At 66.3% G+C, this 15,359-nt stretch carries 14 protein-coding genes; 9 read left to right on the forward strand and 5 right to left on the reverse strand.

Annotated elements, in window-relative coordinates; genetic code table 11:
- Positions 1 to 61 precede the first annotated feature (61 nt).
- From hflK to SOM47_RS06315, 6 genes are all read left to right on the forward strand, one after another.
- Entirely contained in the window at positions 62 to 1,198 is a 1,137-nt protein-coding gene (gene hflK / locus SOM47_RS06290; RefSeq protein WP_042613510.1) for an FtsH protease activity modulator HflK, read from the forward strand.
- On the forward strand, positions 1,195 to 2,058 hold the full coding sequence (hflC, locus tag SOM47_RS06295) for a protease modulator HflC (protein WP_042613511.1): 864 nt from the start codon (positions 1,195 to 1,197) through the stop codon (positions 2,056 to 2,058). Before hflK ends, hflC begins: the two co-directional genes overlap by 4 nt.
- Positions 2,059 to 2,122: 64 nt before the next feature.
- Positions 2,123 to 2,308, forward strand: a complete 186-nt coding sequence (locus tag SOM47_RS06300) for a DUF2065 domain-containing protein (protein ID WP_042613512.1) — start codon at positions 2,123 to 2,125, stop codon at positions 2,306 to 2,308.
- Positions 2,309 to 2,442: 134 nt separating this feature from the next.
- Positions 2,443 to 4,683: a gluzincin family metallopeptidase gene (locus tag SOM47_RS06305; protein WP_320505096.1), complete on the forward strand. Its 2,241-nt coding sequence runs from the start codon at positions 2,443 to 2,445 to the stop codon at positions 4,681 to 4,683.
- Between the two features lie 207 nt (positions 4,684 to 4,890).
- Positions 4,891 to 6,183, forward strand: coding sequence for an adenylosuccinate synthase (locus SOM47_RS06310; RefSeq protein ID WP_042613514.1), 1,293 nt, complete (start codon positions 4,891 to 4,893; stop codon positions 6,181 to 6,183).
- Between the two features lie 823 nt (positions 6,184 to 7,006).
- Positions 7,007 to 7,441, forward strand: coding sequence for a pyridoxamine 5'-phosphate oxidase family protein (locus SOM47_RS06315; RefSeq protein ID WP_320505097.1), 435 nt, complete (start codon positions 7,007 to 7,009; stop codon positions 7,439 to 7,441).
- A gap of 121 nt (positions 7,442 to 7,562) precedes the next feature.
- On the opposite strand, the gene SOM47_RS06320 is transcribed toward SOM47_RS06315, so the two are convergent.
- Together SOM47_RS06320 and SOM47_RS06325 are read right to left on the reverse strand one after the other, a co-directional pair.
- Positions 7,563 to 8,258 carry a M23 family metallopeptidase gene (locus SOM47_RS06320; RefSeq protein WP_192083985.1) on the reverse strand — a complete coding sequence of 232 codons (696 nt, stop codon included), beginning with the start codon at positions 8,256 to 8,258 and terminating at the stop codon, positions 7,563 to 7,565.
- A gap of 4 nt (positions 8,259 to 8,262) precedes the next feature.
- Positions 8,263 to 9,171, reverse strand: a complete 909-nt coding sequence (locus SOM47_RS06325; protein WP_414715779.1) for a L,D-transpeptidase family protein — start codon at positions 9,169 to 9,171, stop codon at positions 8,263 to 8,265.
- A 259-nt stretch (positions 9,172 to 9,430) separates the two neighbouring features.
- On the opposite strand from SOM47_RS06325, the gene SOM47_RS06330 reads away from it, so the two are divergent.
- On the forward strand, positions 9,431 to 10,198 hold the full coding sequence (locus tag SOM47_RS06330) for a hypothetical protein (protein WP_320505099.1): 768 nt from the start codon (positions 9,431 to 9,433) through the stop codon (positions 10,196 to 10,198).
- 18 nt (positions 10,199 to 10,216) lie between these two features.
- On the opposite strand, the gene SOM47_RS06335 is transcribed toward SOM47_RS06330, so the two are convergent.
- Positions 10,217 to 10,405, reverse strand: a complete 189-nt coding sequence (locus tag SOM47_RS06335; protein WP_414715772.1) for a hypothetical protein — start codon at positions 10,403 to 10,405, stop codon at positions 10,217 to 10,219.
- Positions 10,406 to 10,426: 21 nt separating this feature from the next.
- Positions 10,427 to 12,544 (reverse strand): catalase, encoded by a 2,118-nt coding sequence (locus SOM47_RS06340; RefSeq protein ID WP_320505100.1) that lies wholly within the window; start codon positions 12,542 to 12,544, stop codon positions 10,427 to 10,429.
- A 119-nt stretch (positions 12,545 to 12,663) separates the two neighbouring features.
- Here SOM47_RS06340 and SOM47_RS06345 point away from each other — a divergent pair, with 119 nt between their 5' ends.
- Positions 12,664 to 13,374, forward strand: coding sequence for an AraC family transcriptional regulator (locus SOM47_RS06345; RefSeq protein ID WP_042613521.1), 711 nt, complete (start codon positions 12,664 to 12,666; stop codon positions 13,372 to 13,374).
- Between the two features lie 82 nt (positions 13,375 to 13,456).
- Positions 13,457 to 14,839, forward strand: coding sequence for an amino acid permease (locus SOM47_RS06350; protein WP_320505101.1), 1,383 nt, complete (start codon positions 13,457 to 13,459; stop codon positions 14,837 to 14,839).
- 47 nt (positions 14,840 to 14,886) lie between these two features.
- Here the strand turns inward: SOM47_RS06350 and SOM47_RS06355 are convergent, their stop codons facing one another.
- Entirely contained in the window at positions 14,887 to 15,117 is a 231-nt protein-coding gene (locus tag SOM47_RS06355; protein WP_152620625.1) for a hypothetical protein, read from the reverse strand.
- Positions 15,118 to 15,359: the final 242 nt, after the last annotated feature.

A 15,359-nucleotide genomic window follows, 5' to 3' on the forward strand; every position in this document is an offset into this window, starting at 1 on the left:
CGGTACAAGGCTGGTGTCACGGGAAGGGCCCGTGGCGCGGCCCAATTCAGATGGAGCGTGCATGGCCTGGAATACACCCGGCGGCAACAGGGACGGACAACGTCCCGAAGACAACCGGCGGGGGCCTTCCAAGCCCCGCGGCGGCGGATTTGGTGGTGGCTGGGGTGGGTTCCCGGGGCCGTTGAAAGACATGTTCGATGGCGGCATCGTCCGCTGGATCGTCATTGCGGCGGTCCTGCTGCTGCTGTTCTCCAGCTTCCAGCTGATCGGCGAACAGCAGCGTGGCGTGGTGCTGCGCTTCGGCCAGTTCTCGCGCATCCTGCAGCCAGGCCCCAGCTTCAAGCTGCCCTGGCCGATCGAGTCGGTGACCAAGGTCAACGCCACGGAGATCAAGACCTTCTCGGTCTCGGTGCCGGTGCTGACCCGCGATGAGAACATCGTCAACGTCTCGCTCAACGTGCAGTACCGCATCGATGACCCGCGCCTGTTCCTGTTCGGCACCTTCGATGCCAACCAGGTGTTGGAGCAGTCGGCGCAGAGCGCGGTGCGCGAAGAAGTCGGTCGTGCCGACCTGAACTCGGTGCTCAACAACCGTGGCCCGTTGGCGACCGCCGCCGAAACCCGCCTGCAGACCCTGCTGGGCGCGTACCGCACCGGCGTCACCGTGACCGGCCTGACCCTGCCAGATGCGCGTCCGCCGGAAGAAGTGAAGCCGGCCTTCGACGAGGTCAATGGTGCGCAGCAGGTCAAGGAACGGCTGATCAACGAAGCGCAGGCTTACGCGGCCAAGGTGGTTCCGGAAGCGCGCGGCCAGTCCGCCCGCACCCGTACCACCGCCGAAGGCTACAAGGCCGCCGTGGTCTCGCGTGCAGAAGGTGATGCCCAGCGCTTCACGCTGCTGCAGCAGCAGTACAAGAACGCGCCGGACGTGACCCGCAAGCGCCTGTGGCTGGAAACGGTCGAGCAGGTGCTGGCCGAGAACCGCAAGGTGATCGGTGGCGACAGCCGCCAGGTGCTGTACGTGCCGTTCCCGGGCGAAACACGCCCGACCGGTGCAGCGCAGCTGCCGTTGTCCAATCCGGATGTCGTGCTGCCTGCCGTGACCGGCAGCAGTGCAAGCCCCACCCCGCGTGATGCAGGCCGGCCGACAGGCCGTCCGACGGGGCGACCGAGCGGCCGTGAGGAGGGCAGCCAATGAGGAGTTCACTGTGGATCGGCCTGGTGGTCGTGATCCTGTTCGGCCTGCTGGGGTCGGTGTTCGTGGTCCGTGAGGACCAGACCGGCATGGTGCTGAACCTGGGCCGCGTGGTCCGTGCGGACATCAAGCCGGGCCTGCACTTCAAGGTGCCGCTGGTGGAAACGGTGCGCGTGTTCGATCGCCGCTTCCAGGTGCTCGACACCGCGCCGGCGCGTTACTTCACCGCCGAACAGAAGGACGTCAGCGTCGACTTCTTCGCCATCGGTTACATCTCCAACGTGGGCGATTACTTCCGCGCCACCGGCGGCGATCCGCGCGTGGCCAACGCCCGCCTGGCACCGATCATCACCGATTCGCTGCGCAACCAGATCAACTCGCGTTCGCTGACCGAGCTGGTGTCCGGTGACCGCAGCGAACTGATCGCCGACCAGCTGACCGGCATCAACGAAGCGGTGCAGGGCCTGGGCATGCAGATCATCGACCTGCGCATCAAGCAGATCGACCTGCCAACCGACAGCCAGGTAATCAACGACGTGTACGAGCGCATGCGCGCCCAGCGCAAGCAGGAAGCGGCCAAGCTGCGGGCAGAGGGCGAAGAGCAGTCGCTCACCATCCGCGCCCAGGCCGACCGCGAGGCGACGGTGCTGGTGGCCGAAGCCGAGCGCGATGCCCAGCGCATGCGCGGTGAAGGTGATGCCGAAGCCACGCGGATCTACGGCCAGGCCGGTTCGGCCGATCCGTCGTTCTTTGCGTTCACCCGCAGCCTGGAGGCCTATCGCAACTCGTTGACCGATGGCAACGGGGTGATCGTGCTGGACAAAAATGATCCGTTCCTGCAGTACCTGAAAAGCGACCGCTGAGTCGCCATCGTTTCCGCACGGGGCCCGGCATGTCCGGGCCCCGTGCTTTTTGTGGAGCAGTTGGATGAAAGACCTGTTCGCCGCGCTGTGCCTGGTGGCCGTGCTGGAAGGCCTGCTGTTGTTTGCCGCGCCACTGGCGTGGAAACGCATGGCCGAGCGTTTGATGGACCTGCCCGGGCCGGCGCTGCGCAGCTTCGGCGGGCTGGTTTTGCTGGCGGGCTTGAGCCTGTTGTGGTGGGCACGCCACTAGGAATGCGCCTTTCCTGCAGAATTCGCGCGTTGTCGTGTCCGGCTATGTCTCGCTGAAAATCCCGTTGCTAGCGTCGGAACCTCCATGGTGTGGGGGAACGAACGATGCCAGTGAGCAATGGCGTTGCACGCGACATGAACGGACGTAACGAGTATCTCCAGATGCAACGGGGCAGGCCGGTCTCCGGCCATCTGCAGCGTGTGCCGCGGCAGCCCGCTGGCATGGTGTGGCGGGTGGCGAACCAGCCCTGGAACGCGCGCGCCACCTTGGCCGCCGGTACGGTGATGTTGCTGGCGGGGAGCCATCTCGCCGGTGCTGCCGCAAGGATCAGCGACGCCCCGGCGCCTTCGCTGGCCACACCCCCGTTGCAGCCCGGCCGATCAGCCGCTGGAATCGGCAGGCTGCTGCCGCGCAGCGTCGTCTCGCCAAGCGACCCGTCCGCTGGGGCCACGCAGTCTGATGTGCAACAGGCCCCCGCGCTGCATGCGTTCCATCCCGCAGTGTTGCCGCAGATCAGGCATCCGCTGGCGGAGCTGGCCGAACAGGAGGCGCTGCTGGTGGCCGAAGAGAGCGTGGGCGGCGGTCGGTCGCTGCTGTGGCAGGGCATCGCGGCCTGGTTCGCCGATCCGTGTACCGACCTGGACCAGTACGCCAACGGGTTCTGGAAACTCCAGCATCCTGCCGGGCCCGTCGCGCCCAGTTTCTTCAGCGAAGCCAAGAAGATCCTACAGGCGCAGATGCTGGACGACCTGGCCCACGCATCGCCGGATGCGCCCGGCGCGGAGCAGGCACTTGCCTTGACCTGGGCAAGTGCACGGGACGTCGGCGGTTGGTCGTGGAGCGCGTTCGCTGCGCAGCGCGATGAGATCGCAGCACTGGCCAGCATGGACGACGTCATGCAACACATCTGCGCCTCGATGCTGAAGGGGCAGGAGAGCGTACTGGGGCTGGAACGCTACTTCCGCGCCGGCGTGCTGGTGGTCGGCCTGGCGCTGCAACCGGCCGAGCCCGCTGGACTGTACGGCTTCCCGCCTGCACATCCGGCCGTGCTGGCGCACAAGGCCGATATCGCCCGGCTGCTGGTACACACCGGTATGCCGCAGGGGGAAGCAGAACAAGCGGCTGGCGGTATCTTCGACATGGAAGCCGAGCTGGCCCGCGTGCCGATGGAACCGATGCGTATGGGGTCCTACAGCCTGTCCCAGGCGATCCTCGCATTGCCGGGTTTCCCCTGGGCCAAGGTGTGGAGCGCGCTCAGGCTGGATCCCATGACCGCGCTGTTCACCAGCGTGGAAACCTGCCGGAGCCTGGATGGCCTGCTGAGCAGCCGTTCGCTGCCCGAGTGGAAAGCCTTCCTGCGCTGCCAGCAGGCACGACGGATGGAGCATCTGCTGCAGACTGGGCGCGAGCCCGGACAGCTCCTGCACCGGCTGGAGGATTCCCGTGGCGGGCGCCGCCTGCTGGGGGCGTGGTACGGAAGCAGCGCCGCCCCCGCACTGGAAACCCGGGCAAGGGCCCTGTTCGAGGGTGTGAAGCAGGTCTATCTGGAGGACCTGGCAGCATCGTCATTGCCGGTGGAGGATATACGCCTGCTGCAGGAGGTACTGCACGACGCCAGCCTGCGGTTGGACGACGGGCGAGACATGGAGTGGAGCGGTTTCGTGGCGTCGCCTTCGTTTGCGATCAACCTGCAGCGCCTTGCCGGACTCAAGGTGCGGGAAGATATCGAGATCATCGAGGATCCGGCCGGAGCAAGCCGCGCCGGCAGTCCGGCCCACCACCTTGCAATGGGCACCAACGTGCTGGACGGGCAGGTGTTCACCACGCCGGCGCTGCTGAGAAGCGTGCAGACAGGGGCGACATCAGCGGAGCACGAATGGGCGACGCTGGGCGTGATGTTCGGGCATGAACTGGGTCACTTGATGGTTGATGGGTGCACGCTCAGTGCAGTGGGCGCGGCGATGATGGAACAGGAGAACGCGGCCATCGGCCAGCGCATCGGGGACCTGTGGAGCAGCGAGCCCCAGCTCGATGCCCAGCGAATGCGTGGCGAAGCGGCGTGTGACCTGCGTGGATTAAGCGCCGGCCGGCGTGCCGGGGAGGCTGAGGCCGCGCGCGAGGGCAGGGCGTTCGATCACCGACGGTTCTTCGTTGCAGCGGCCGGACTGCATGCAGCCAACCCCACCGCGGCCCAGCTCCGGGCGAAGATCAGCGAGGATCACCATCCGCCGGGCCCGTTCCGGGCCGAGTTGGGGCGTTCGCTCAAAGCATTCGACGAGGCCTTCGGTTGCGAGCCGCGCCCCTCGGCCCCGTTTGACCGGATGTTCACCCAGGCGGCGCCGGTGCAGGCCGCCGCCGACCCCAACACGGGCTGACCCATGGCGCCGGCACAGGGTGGCACCTGCCCCCCGAAACCCGGATAATGCACAAAAGCCGGACGGGCCTCCCGTTCGGCTTTTTCCGTGTCCGGGCCCTCCATCGCCGGCGCCTCCCCGTTGGAGCCGCCACCCCGCGCTGGCCAGCCTCGCCACGGTTTACCCGTCCGCGGCCCCGATGGCCGCACACAATTCGAGGAGCCCGTCATGGGTCAGTCTGTCGTAGTGCTTGGTGCCCAGTGGGGCGATGAAGGCAAGGGCAAGATCGTCGATCTGCTCACCGAGGAAATCGGTGCCGTAGTACGTTTCCAGGGTGGCCACAATGCCGGCCACACGCTGGTCATCAATGGCAAGAAGACCGTCCTGCACCTGATTCCGTCGGGCATCCTGCGCGCCGATGCGCTGTGCCTCATCGGCAACGGCGTGGTGATCTCCCCGGCCGCGCTGCAGAAGGAAATCGCCGAGCTGGAAACCTCCGGCGTGGAAGTGCGTTCGCGCCTGAAGATCTCCCCGGCCGCGCCGCTGATCATGCCGTACCACATCGCCCTGGACCAGGCGCGCGAACGCGCTGCCGGTGGCAAGGCGATCGGCACCACCGGCCGTGGCATCGGCCCGGCCTACGAAGACAAGGTGGCGCGTCGCGGCATCCGCATCGCTGACCTGCACTACCCGGCGCAGCTGGAAGAACTGCTGCGCACTGCGCTGGATTACCACAACTTCGTGCTGACCAAGTACCTGGGCACCGACGCGGTCGATTTCCAGCAGACCTTCGACGAAGCGCTGGCCTTCGGCGAGTACGTGCAGCCGATGAAGTCCGACGTGGCCGGCATCCTGCACGACCTGCGCAAGCAGGGTAAGCGGGTGCTGTTCGAAGGGGCGCAGGGCGCGCTGCTGGACATCGACCACGGCACCTACCCGTACGTCACCAGCTCCAACACCACCGTCGGTGGTGCACTGGCCGGTGCCGGCGTGGGCGCTGATTCCATCGACTACGTGCTGGGTATCGCCAAGGCCTACGCCACGCGCGTGGGCGGTGGCCCGTTCCCGACCGAACTGGACGATGAAATCGGCCAGGGCATCCGTGACCGTGGCGCCGAGTACGGTGCATCCACCGGTCGGCCGCGTCGCTGCGGCTGGATGGACATCGTGGCGCTGAAGCGCGCGGTGGCCATCAACGGCATCAGCGGCCTGTGCATCACCAAGCTGGACGTGCTGGATGGCATGGAAAAGCTGAAAATCTGCATCGCCTACGAATACCGTGGCAAGCGCACCGAGTACGCGCCGCTGGATGGCCAGGGCTGGGAAGAGTGCACGCCCGTGTACCTGGAATTCCCGGGCTGGACCGAGAACACCCACGGCATCACCAACTGGGACGACCTGCCGCCGGCCGCACGTGCTTACCTGCGTTCGCTGGAAGAGCTGGCCGGTTGCCCGATCAGCATCGTGTCGACCGGTCCGGACCGTGACCACACCATGGTCCTGCAGGACCCGTTTGCCTGATCCAGAGCGAGCATTAGTGCATACCCGGTGAGCCCCGCATCTGCGGGGCTCACCGCATCGGGCGGGGCAATCAGCAGCCGCCAGCCCTCAGCTTTCCATCGCAGTTGTGCAGTGTCGCCATCTCCGTCAGCGAGAATGCGCCGGTTGAGGGACTTGGCGAGCCATCGGCTGTGGTGCATACGGCCCTCATCACGCAGTATCCATCGTCCCTCCCGCCGATGCCTCGCGAGACGCAGGATTGACTGGCGGGCGATTGTGAAAACGCGGCCGAGCAGGCCGCCACCCCGGGATTCTGGCTGGCGGTGGCGCTATGTGCACTCGTACTGGTTGCAAGCACGCTTGCGGTGAGAAGCAGGGCGGTCACACATGACGTGGCTGTAATGGTCATCGACTCCTCCAGAATTCGCGCACATGGTGTGCGCAACTGTGAGTCTGTGACCAGATGACTGGAGCGAGGAGTGACCTCGCGCACGGAAGACTCATGTGTCGGCGACGCCGTCAGGGCACGTCGTGACTGCATTCGAGACGCCAGCGCTTGCGTGCAGGTGTTTTACACATTACCCATATCGCGAGCGCGCCACCGCCTCGAGGATGCGCGGGGGGATGCAACAGCACACGCCGGGACTGGCATCCTGTAACGCATATCGAAGTCAGTCTGTTGTTGCCCCACGGGGGGCGGCGGAGAACCAGGGGTGTTTTCTCTCCCCCGGGCACGCAACTGCATGCCCTCATCGGCGACACTGCACATCGCCCTCGCTGGCCCTACACGGTGCATTTACCGCGGCCGCCCCACCCTCGGTGCATCACCCACCAGGAATCACCGATGAGCGCCTACACCCTGCAGGACCTGGCCAAGAAGATGGCCGACATCGATTTCGTCATGCTGCAGACCACCACCGACGGGGGTGAGCATGCGGCGCGGCCGATGAGCAACAACGGCGACGTCGACTACGACGGTGACAGCTGGTTTTTCACCTTCGAAAACACGCGCATGGTGGCCGATATCCGCCGCGATCCGAAGGTGGGACTTTCATTCACCGGTGCCAAGTCGCTGCTGGGCAAGCCGCCGATCTTCGTCGCCGTTCAGGGCCATTGCCACCTGCATACGGACAAGGCCACCTTCGCCGAGCACTGGGTCAAGGACCTGGAGCGCTGGTTCGAGCAGGGCATCGATACCCCGGGCATCGTGCTGCTGCACGTGCGTGCCTCGCGCATCACCTGGTGGGATGGCGAAGATCAGGGTGAGCTGCGCGTCTGACGCGCGCTGATGGAATCCGCCGAGCATGGCTCGGCGCTACCAGAAACCCGCTACCCCGGTAGCGCCGACCCATGGTCGGCGAGCGCAGCGGGCTCTTCGCGCGGTATGCCCGTTCCTGGGATCATCGCCCCGTCAGCAAGGGATACGGATTGATCGAATCTCCCTTCCACCACTGCTTCTCCGGTCCCAGCACATGTACTTCAAAGTGCAGGTGCGGTGCCTGCGGATCGGCGTTGCCAGTGCTGCCCACGTAGCCGATCACCTCGCCACGCTTGATCTGCTTCTTCTCCATCAACCCGTCGGCGTAACGCTGCAGGTGCGCGTAGTAGTAGCAGTGCACGCCGTCGGGATCGAACTGGTACATCGTCAGTCCGCCCTTGTCGCTATCGAACAGCTTCTCGACATGGCCGTCCGCCACCGCCAGCACCGGCGTTCCTTCGGCCGCCATGATGTCGATGGCATCGTGCACCCGGCCCTCGCTGCGCGCATCGGTGAAGGTGTCCTGCAACTGCGAAGGCGCGATGCCCTGCACCGGCAACAGCAGTCCGCGGGACGCGGGTGAGGAGGCAGGCGTGGCGACCGCCGGTGCAACCGGCAGGGCCGGCGCCGCAGCGGCCACCTGCAGCGATGAACGAGACGGTCCGGACACGGCTTCGGGCGTCAACGAAGGCGACCGCGCCGGTTCACCCGGCACGGCGATCACCGACGCCGGATCCACCGGCGCGATGTCCACCGCCGCGCCGCGCTGGCCGAACAGCCACCAACCGGTGCCGATACCCACCACCAACCCCACTGCGATCAACGGCATCACGCGCATCGGCTTACTCCTGCATCACCACGGTCAACGACGGTCCCACGGCATCGGCCACGCGCAGCGCATCCCAGTTGGTCATGCGCACACAGCCATGCGATTCGGTCTTGCCGACATGGCCCGGCTCGGGCGTGCCATGCAGGCCGTAATGGGGCTTGGAAATGTCGATCCACACTACGCCCACCGGATTGTTCGGGCCCGGCGGCAGGGTCTGCTTGCTGTCACCCTTCTTCGCGTCCCAGAACAGCTTGGGGTTGTAGTGGAAGGTGGGATCACGCGCAACGCCGAGGATCTTCCACTCACCGATTGGCAGCGGATCGTGCTGGCTGCCAGAGGAGACAGGAACCTGCGCCAGCACCTTGCCCTGGTCATCCAACAGCTGCAGGGTGGAATCGGATTTGTCGATCAGCACCTTCGCCGCCTTCGGCAAGGCGCCGCTACCGATGTTCGGCACCTGGATCGACGTGCCGGCCTTGCCCAGATCCATGCCCGGGTTTAGCGCCTTGAGCAGGTCCGGGGAGGCGTGGAAGCGCTCGCCGAGCGCTTCGGCCACCGAGCCGAAGCCCAGCGCTTCGAGCTGCGCCTGCGCGGCAGGCCCCTTCGGCGTAGGCTGGAATGGACCGGCCACGTCTTCGGCGGTGAGCGTGTAGCGCACCAGGATGTTGGTGCTGTCGGCCTGCAGCGCCTGCCAGGTTGCCTCGTCCAGCTCACCGGTCACCTTGAGCCCGCGTGCAGCCTGGAAGCCGGTAACGGCACGGCGCTGGTTCGAGCCCACCTCGCCGTCGATCTGGCCGGGCGAGAAGTTGGCCCGGTCCAGCAACACCTGCGCATGCAGGGGCGAGCGTGGCTCGATGTTCACCGGCGGGGTGGTAGCGGCAGCGCCTGCGCTGGACGCGGACGCATCCGCTGACTGGGCCATCGCGAAGGGCGTAGCCGCCAGGCCCAGGCAGGCGATCAGCAGGGAAGAGAGGGGCAAGCGCGTAGGCAGCATCGGGGACTCCTTGTTCGAATGTTCCCACCATGCCCATGGGGCATGCGCAGCCACCGTGAAAAGGCTGACGGGTGGCTGAGCGCCCGGCGTGGCCAGGTGTCGAGTGAGCTCTCGGGGTGTCGAGCGAGCCAGACACTACCGCTGCGCTGCAACTTGGCCGATGCTACGCAGCAGACAGGGGGATGCCATGGACAGCAGTGACAATCCAACGCCGGCAGGCGCACGGGCGGGGACGTCGCCCAGGGCGTTTGACTGGTCGCTGATACCGGTTTCGGAGGGCAACGAAGATTCGATCGTGCTGCAGGCTTCCCGCCGCATGCAGCGCGAGCCGGCGCTGCTGTTCACCACCGCTTACCTGCTGGTCTCGGCACTGGGCCTGTGGTGCAGCTATTGGTTCTATCGCGGATTCGGGGTATCGATCCTGGATTACCTGCAGGCCAGTGACTTCCTGGTCGCCGGCGTGCGCGACCCGGTATACATCGGCCTGTTGCTGCTGGGCATGCTGCTGGTATTGCTGGTCACCTGGCCGGAGACGTTGCGCCTGCGCAATCCGGACACGGTTGCTCGCTTGATAGGTCGCAACCGGTTGTGGCGACTGCTGCTGGGGCGTTCGGTGTTCACCAGCTGGGAGGCCACGCGGATGCGTCCGTTGACCGCGATGACCGTAGCCGTGACGCTGTTCATGGCGGTGGCGGCAGCCGGGTACGTATCCCAGCGTGGCGACGACATCCGCGATCGTCGCGCCGGTGATACGGTGACCGTGCACTTGATCGGTGATGCCACCGCACTACCGGGGCAGGCGCGGCTGCTGGGCACCAGCAGCGCGTTCGTGTTCCTGTGGTGGCCGGCGCAGCGGCGGGCGGAAGCGGTTCCGATCGCCGCCGTACGCCGTGTGCAGGCAGCCGGCGTACGGCGCGGCGCAGCACCGACGCCGCCGGCCCGAACCGCCCGCTGACGTCCCGCCCCGGCCGGGTCAGCTGTCCTTGGCATCCTTGCGGCCACTGCCGCTTTTGTTGCCACCGCCATCCTGCTTGTTGACCGTGGCCCACGCGATCCGTTCGGCATCAGGGGCCGAGCGGCCCTTGTCCTTTTCGCTTTCTTCGATGTGCGCCGCCTTGCGCTTCTGCTTGTCCGTGTAGGCGGATTTATCACCTTGGGTCATGACGTTGCTCCTCTCAGGGGATCAGGCCAGCAGGCGCAGTTTCGGTTCGCGTGCCCACTGGCGGGTTGCGGCGGCCGCAATGAACCCCTTGGCATCGGACGCCTGCACGATGCCCGGATCACTGCCGACGCCAGCGGCTTTGAGCAGCGCCTTGGCGCCCTCGTCGTGGCCGATGGCCTTCAGGTGCGCCCAGGCGTTGCTGACGAAATCAATGGCGGCGGACTCCTTGGACAGCGCCTTGCCGGCCTCCGCACTCAGCACCACCGCGACCGCATCGAATACCACCGACGGCGTACCGGCGAGTTGGCCATCGGCGGCCTGGCGCTTGCCGTCGCTCAGCACACCGCCGCCCAGCTTGGGCGCCACCAGCTTCACATCCGCGCCCGCCTTCTGCGCCGCATCGCGCAACGCGGCGATGGCGCCGGCATCGGATCCTTCGTCGAACAGGATGCCGATGCACCGGCCCTGCAGGGTGTCCTTGCCGCGCCCGATGGTGCGCACTTCCGGGGCGTTGGGCAGGTCCTGCGCGGGAACCGCAGCCGGGGCAGGTGCGGGCAGTTCGTCCATGCCCAGGCCATCGGCCACGCGCTGGGCCAGGCTGTCATCGATGTTGCGCAGCTGGCTGACAGTGCGCTCGCGCACCGCTGCGGTTTCCACCTTGGACAGCTCGAACACCAGCGCGGACGCCAGGTGCGCCTGTTCCGGCTTCTCCAGGCTGCGGAAGAACATCCGCGCCTGGCTGAAGTGGTCAGCAAAACTCTCGGCGCGGGTGCGGCCCTTGCGCCCGTCATCGGCGGTGGCATGGCTGCGGAAACCGCCCGGCGTCTCTCGCGGCGTGTCCGCTTCCAGCGAACTGGGGTCATAGGCCACCCGGCCCTTGGGCACCTGCATCTGCATGTGGCCATCGCGCTGGTGGTTGGCGAACGGGCACTTCGGTGCATTGACCGGAATCTGGTGGAAATTCGGCCCGCCCAGGCGGATCAGCTGGGTGTCCAGATAAGAGAACAAGCGCCCCTGCAGCAGCGGATCGTTGCTGAAATCAATGCCGGGCGGCACGTTGGCCGGGCAGTACGCCACCTGTTCGGTTTCGGCGAAGAAGTTGTCCGGCCAGCGATCCAGCACCATCCTGCCGATCACCTGCAGCGGCACCAGCGATTCGGGGACGATCTTGGTCGGGTCCAGGTGGTCGAACGGGAACTGCTCGGCCTCTTCTTCGGTGAACAGCTGCACGGCCAGTTCCCATTCGGGGAAGTCGCCACGCTGGATCGCCTCGAACAGGTCGCGGCGCTGGAAATCATTGTCGGCACCCTGCAGTTTCAGGGCTTCGTCCCAGACGGTCGACTGCAGGCCCAGCTTGGGCCGCCAGTGGAATTTCACGAACGTGGAGTTTCCGGCCTCGTCGAGCAGGCGGAAGCTGTGGATGCCGAAGCCTTCGATCATCCGCAGCGACCGCGGAATGGTGCGATCACTCATCGCCCACATGATCATGTGCATGGATTCAGGCATCAGGGACACGAAATCCCAGAACGTGTCATGGGCGCTGGCGGCCTGCGGGAAGGCACGGTCCGGCTCCATCTTCACTGCGTGGATCAGGTCGGGGAACTTCAGCGCATCCTGGATGAAGAATACCGGGATGTTGTTTCCGACCAGGTCCCAGTTGCCTTCAGGGGTATACAGCTTCACCGCGAATCCGCGCACGTCGCGCGGGGTGTCCACCGAGCCCGCGCCGCCGGCCACGGTGGAAAAACGCGTGAACACCGGCGTCTTGACGCCGACTTCGGTCAGCACCTTCGCGCGGGTGAACTTGCCCAGCGAACGGGTCAGCTCGAAGTAGCCATGGGCAGCGCTGCCGCGCGCATGCACGATGCGTTCCGGGATCCGTTCGTGGTCGAAGTGGGTGATCTTCTCGCGCAGCAGGAAGTCTTCCAGCAGGCTGGGGCCACGCGGCCCTGCACGCAGTGAGTTCTGGTTGTCGGAAACCGGAATGCCCTGGTTGCTGGTGAGGACCGGGTGGGAGCCACCGGCCAGCTGGTGCAGTTCATCGCCCTGGCCGCGCTGCTCCAGCGCTTCGCTGGGCGGTGATGACGACGACGTGGGCTGGGCGGGTGCGCGCTTGCCGGTGGGCTTGCTGGCGGCCATCGAGGGATCTCCTGGGGGATTGGCGGGGTGCTCCCATTGACTGTGGAGGCACAGGTGTTAACCCCGGGTCCCGGCCAGGTGAGTGCGCAGGGAAAACGGCGGTCGGCTATGCTGTGTCCATGCGTGTTGAACCTGCCGACATCGAAGCCCTGTTCGACGCCATCCCGGACGTGCTGTTCTTCATGAAGGACTGCGAGGGGCGTTACACCCACATCAACCAGACCATGCTGCGCCGGCTCGGGTTGAAATCGCGCAAGGAGGTCATCGGCCGCACCGCGGCGGAGATCTATCCGACCGGACTGAGCGCGGACTACGCCGACCAGGATGCGCGGGTGATCGGCGGGGCGGTGATCGAAAACCTGATGGAACTGCACCTGTTCGCCAACCGCGAACCGGGCTGGTGCCTGACCTGCAAGCGTCCGCTCGTCGTTGAGGGAGAGATCAAGGGGCTGATCGGCATTTCCCGCGATCTCGGCCAGAAGCACAGCCTGGGCGCGCAGTACGAGCACCTGCGGCTGGCGCTGGCGCACCTCAATGCGCATTACGCCGAAAACGTGCGCATGCAGACCCTGCTGGACATCACCGGGTTCTCGCTGTCCAAGCTGGAGCGCAGCTTTCGCAAAGTGTTCCAGATGACCCCACAGCAGGTGCTTACCCGGTTGCGGATCCAGATGGCCATGCATCTGCTGCATGGCAACGACAGCATTGCCAGCATCGGCCAGGCCTGCGGCTTCAGCGACCAGAGCGCGTTCACCCGCAAGTTCAAGGCGGAGGCGGGGGTTTCCCCGCGCGCCTACCGGGCCCGCATCACCGAACTGGCCGGCGGCTGAGCCCGCAGCCCATCCGGCCTATCCCACCGGCGCGCTGGACAAGGTAATGTGACGGCCTTGTTGCCGCACACAGTGTCCTTCGATGCCCGCCAACCCGACGTCTGCCGCTCCTGCTTCAACCACCCGCCTTGGGCATGCGCTCAAGCCCCGCCAGCTGATCATGATGGGGCTGGGCAGTGCCATCGGCGCCGGCTTGTTCCTCGGCTCCGGTGTCGGCGTGCAGTTGGCCGGCCCGGCCGTGCTGCTGTCCTACCTGGTGGCCGGTGCGCTGGTGATCATCGTGATGAACGCGCTGGGCGAAATGGCGGCCAACAAGCCCACCAGCGGCGCCTTTTCGGTGTATGCCGCCGACGCCCTGGGGCCGACCGCCGGTGCCACCGTCGGGTGGCTGTGGTGGGTGCAGCTGGTGATCGTGATCGCCGCCGAAGCGGTGGGCGCGGCCGGCCTGCTGGCTACCGTATGGACCGGGCTGTCGGTGCCGATGGCGGCGTTGGCGTTCATGCTGTTCTTCACCGCCATCAACCTGCTGGGGGTGAAGAATTTCGGTGAGTTCGAGTTCTGGTTCGCGATCCTCAAGGTGGCCGCGATCCTTGGCTTCATCGCCATCGGTGCGGCGCTTCTGCTGGGCTGGTTGCCGGATGCGACCTCACCGGGCCTGTCCAACTTCACCGGCAATGGCGGCTTTGCCCCGACCGGGCTCGCCGGCGTGGGCGCGGCGCTGCTGGTGGTGATCTTCGCCTTTGGCGGCACCGAGATCGTGGCGGTCGCCGCGGCCGAAACCGAGGATCCCGAGCGCAGCATCGCGCGCGCGATCCGCACCGTGGCATGGCGCATCCTGGTGTTCTACATCGGCTCGCTGAGCGTCATCATCGCGGTGGTGCCGTGGACCAGCGAGGCATTGAAGTCGCCGTTCGCCGCCGTGCTGGAAGCGGCCAATATCCCTGGCGCCGGGACGGCCATCACGCTGGTTGCGGTGATCGCCCTGCTATCGGCGCTCAATGCCAATCTGTACGGGGCGTCGCGGATGATCTTCTCGCTGGCACAGCGCCATGAAGCGCCATCCATGCTGGGATGGGCCGACCGTCGCCAGGTACCGGTGCTGGCGGTGCTGGCAAGCGTCCTGTTCGGCTTTGCCGCCACGGTGATGGAGCTGCTGTTTCCGGACAGGGTGCTGCCGGTGCTGCTGAACATCGTCGGTTCCACCTGCCTGCTGGTGTGGACGTTGTCGCTGCTGTCGCAGCTCGTGCTGCGTCGGCGGGCGGACCGCGCCGGTGTGTCGCTGCCGTTCCGCATGGCCGCCTTCCCCTGGTTGACGGCCTTGGCGCTGGGCATCCTGGCGCTGATCTTCGCGCTGCTGCTGTACGGCGACCAGACCCGCCTGCAGTTCCTGTCGATGGTGGTGCTGACCTTGTTCATTGCCGGCTGCAGCGCCACCGCGCGGCGACTTCGCAGCAGCGCAGGCTGAGCGGCCATGAAGGCGTAGCGATCCGTACCGCTACGCCTGGGACGCCGTCAGTCACGGCGGTCCATGGCGGCTGAGCCGCTGCCACCGCCACCGCCCAGCATGCACAGAGCGAATTCCGCTGAACACGTGAAGATGTTCTGGGTGATCATGCAGGTTGCATATTGAATGCCGCAGTCGATGATGCCGCGCTGTTCGGCGTTGTTCTGCGCAAGGGCGGCCGGCGCGGCAAGGAACCCGGCGAGCAGGACGATGGCGGGCAATGTTCTGATGCGTTTCATGGAATGTCTCCACTGGTGAGGAGAGGCTTCCTGCGCTGCAGGAAGCGGACGTGCCCCCGATTGATGCGGGGCCGTTCCGGGCTGTCGCGCCGGAACGTGCCAGCATCGTCCCGCTACCGCCGCATCAGACCCATCAGGGAAGCAGGTGCGCACCCGTCAGGGGCCTGCGCGCCTGTTTGTCGTCGTTCTGCATGATGGCGATGGCGAACGACTGCCCATGACGCACAAGGCCCGCTTGCGCG

Origin of the sequence: Stenotrophomonas sp. CFBP8980, from assembly GCF_034046095.1 — a bacterium.
In the GTDB taxonomy this organism is placed as follows: Bacteria; Pseudomonadota; Gammaproteobacteria; order Xanthomonadales; family Xanthomonadaceae; genus Stenotrophomonas; species Stenotrophomonas lacuserhaii.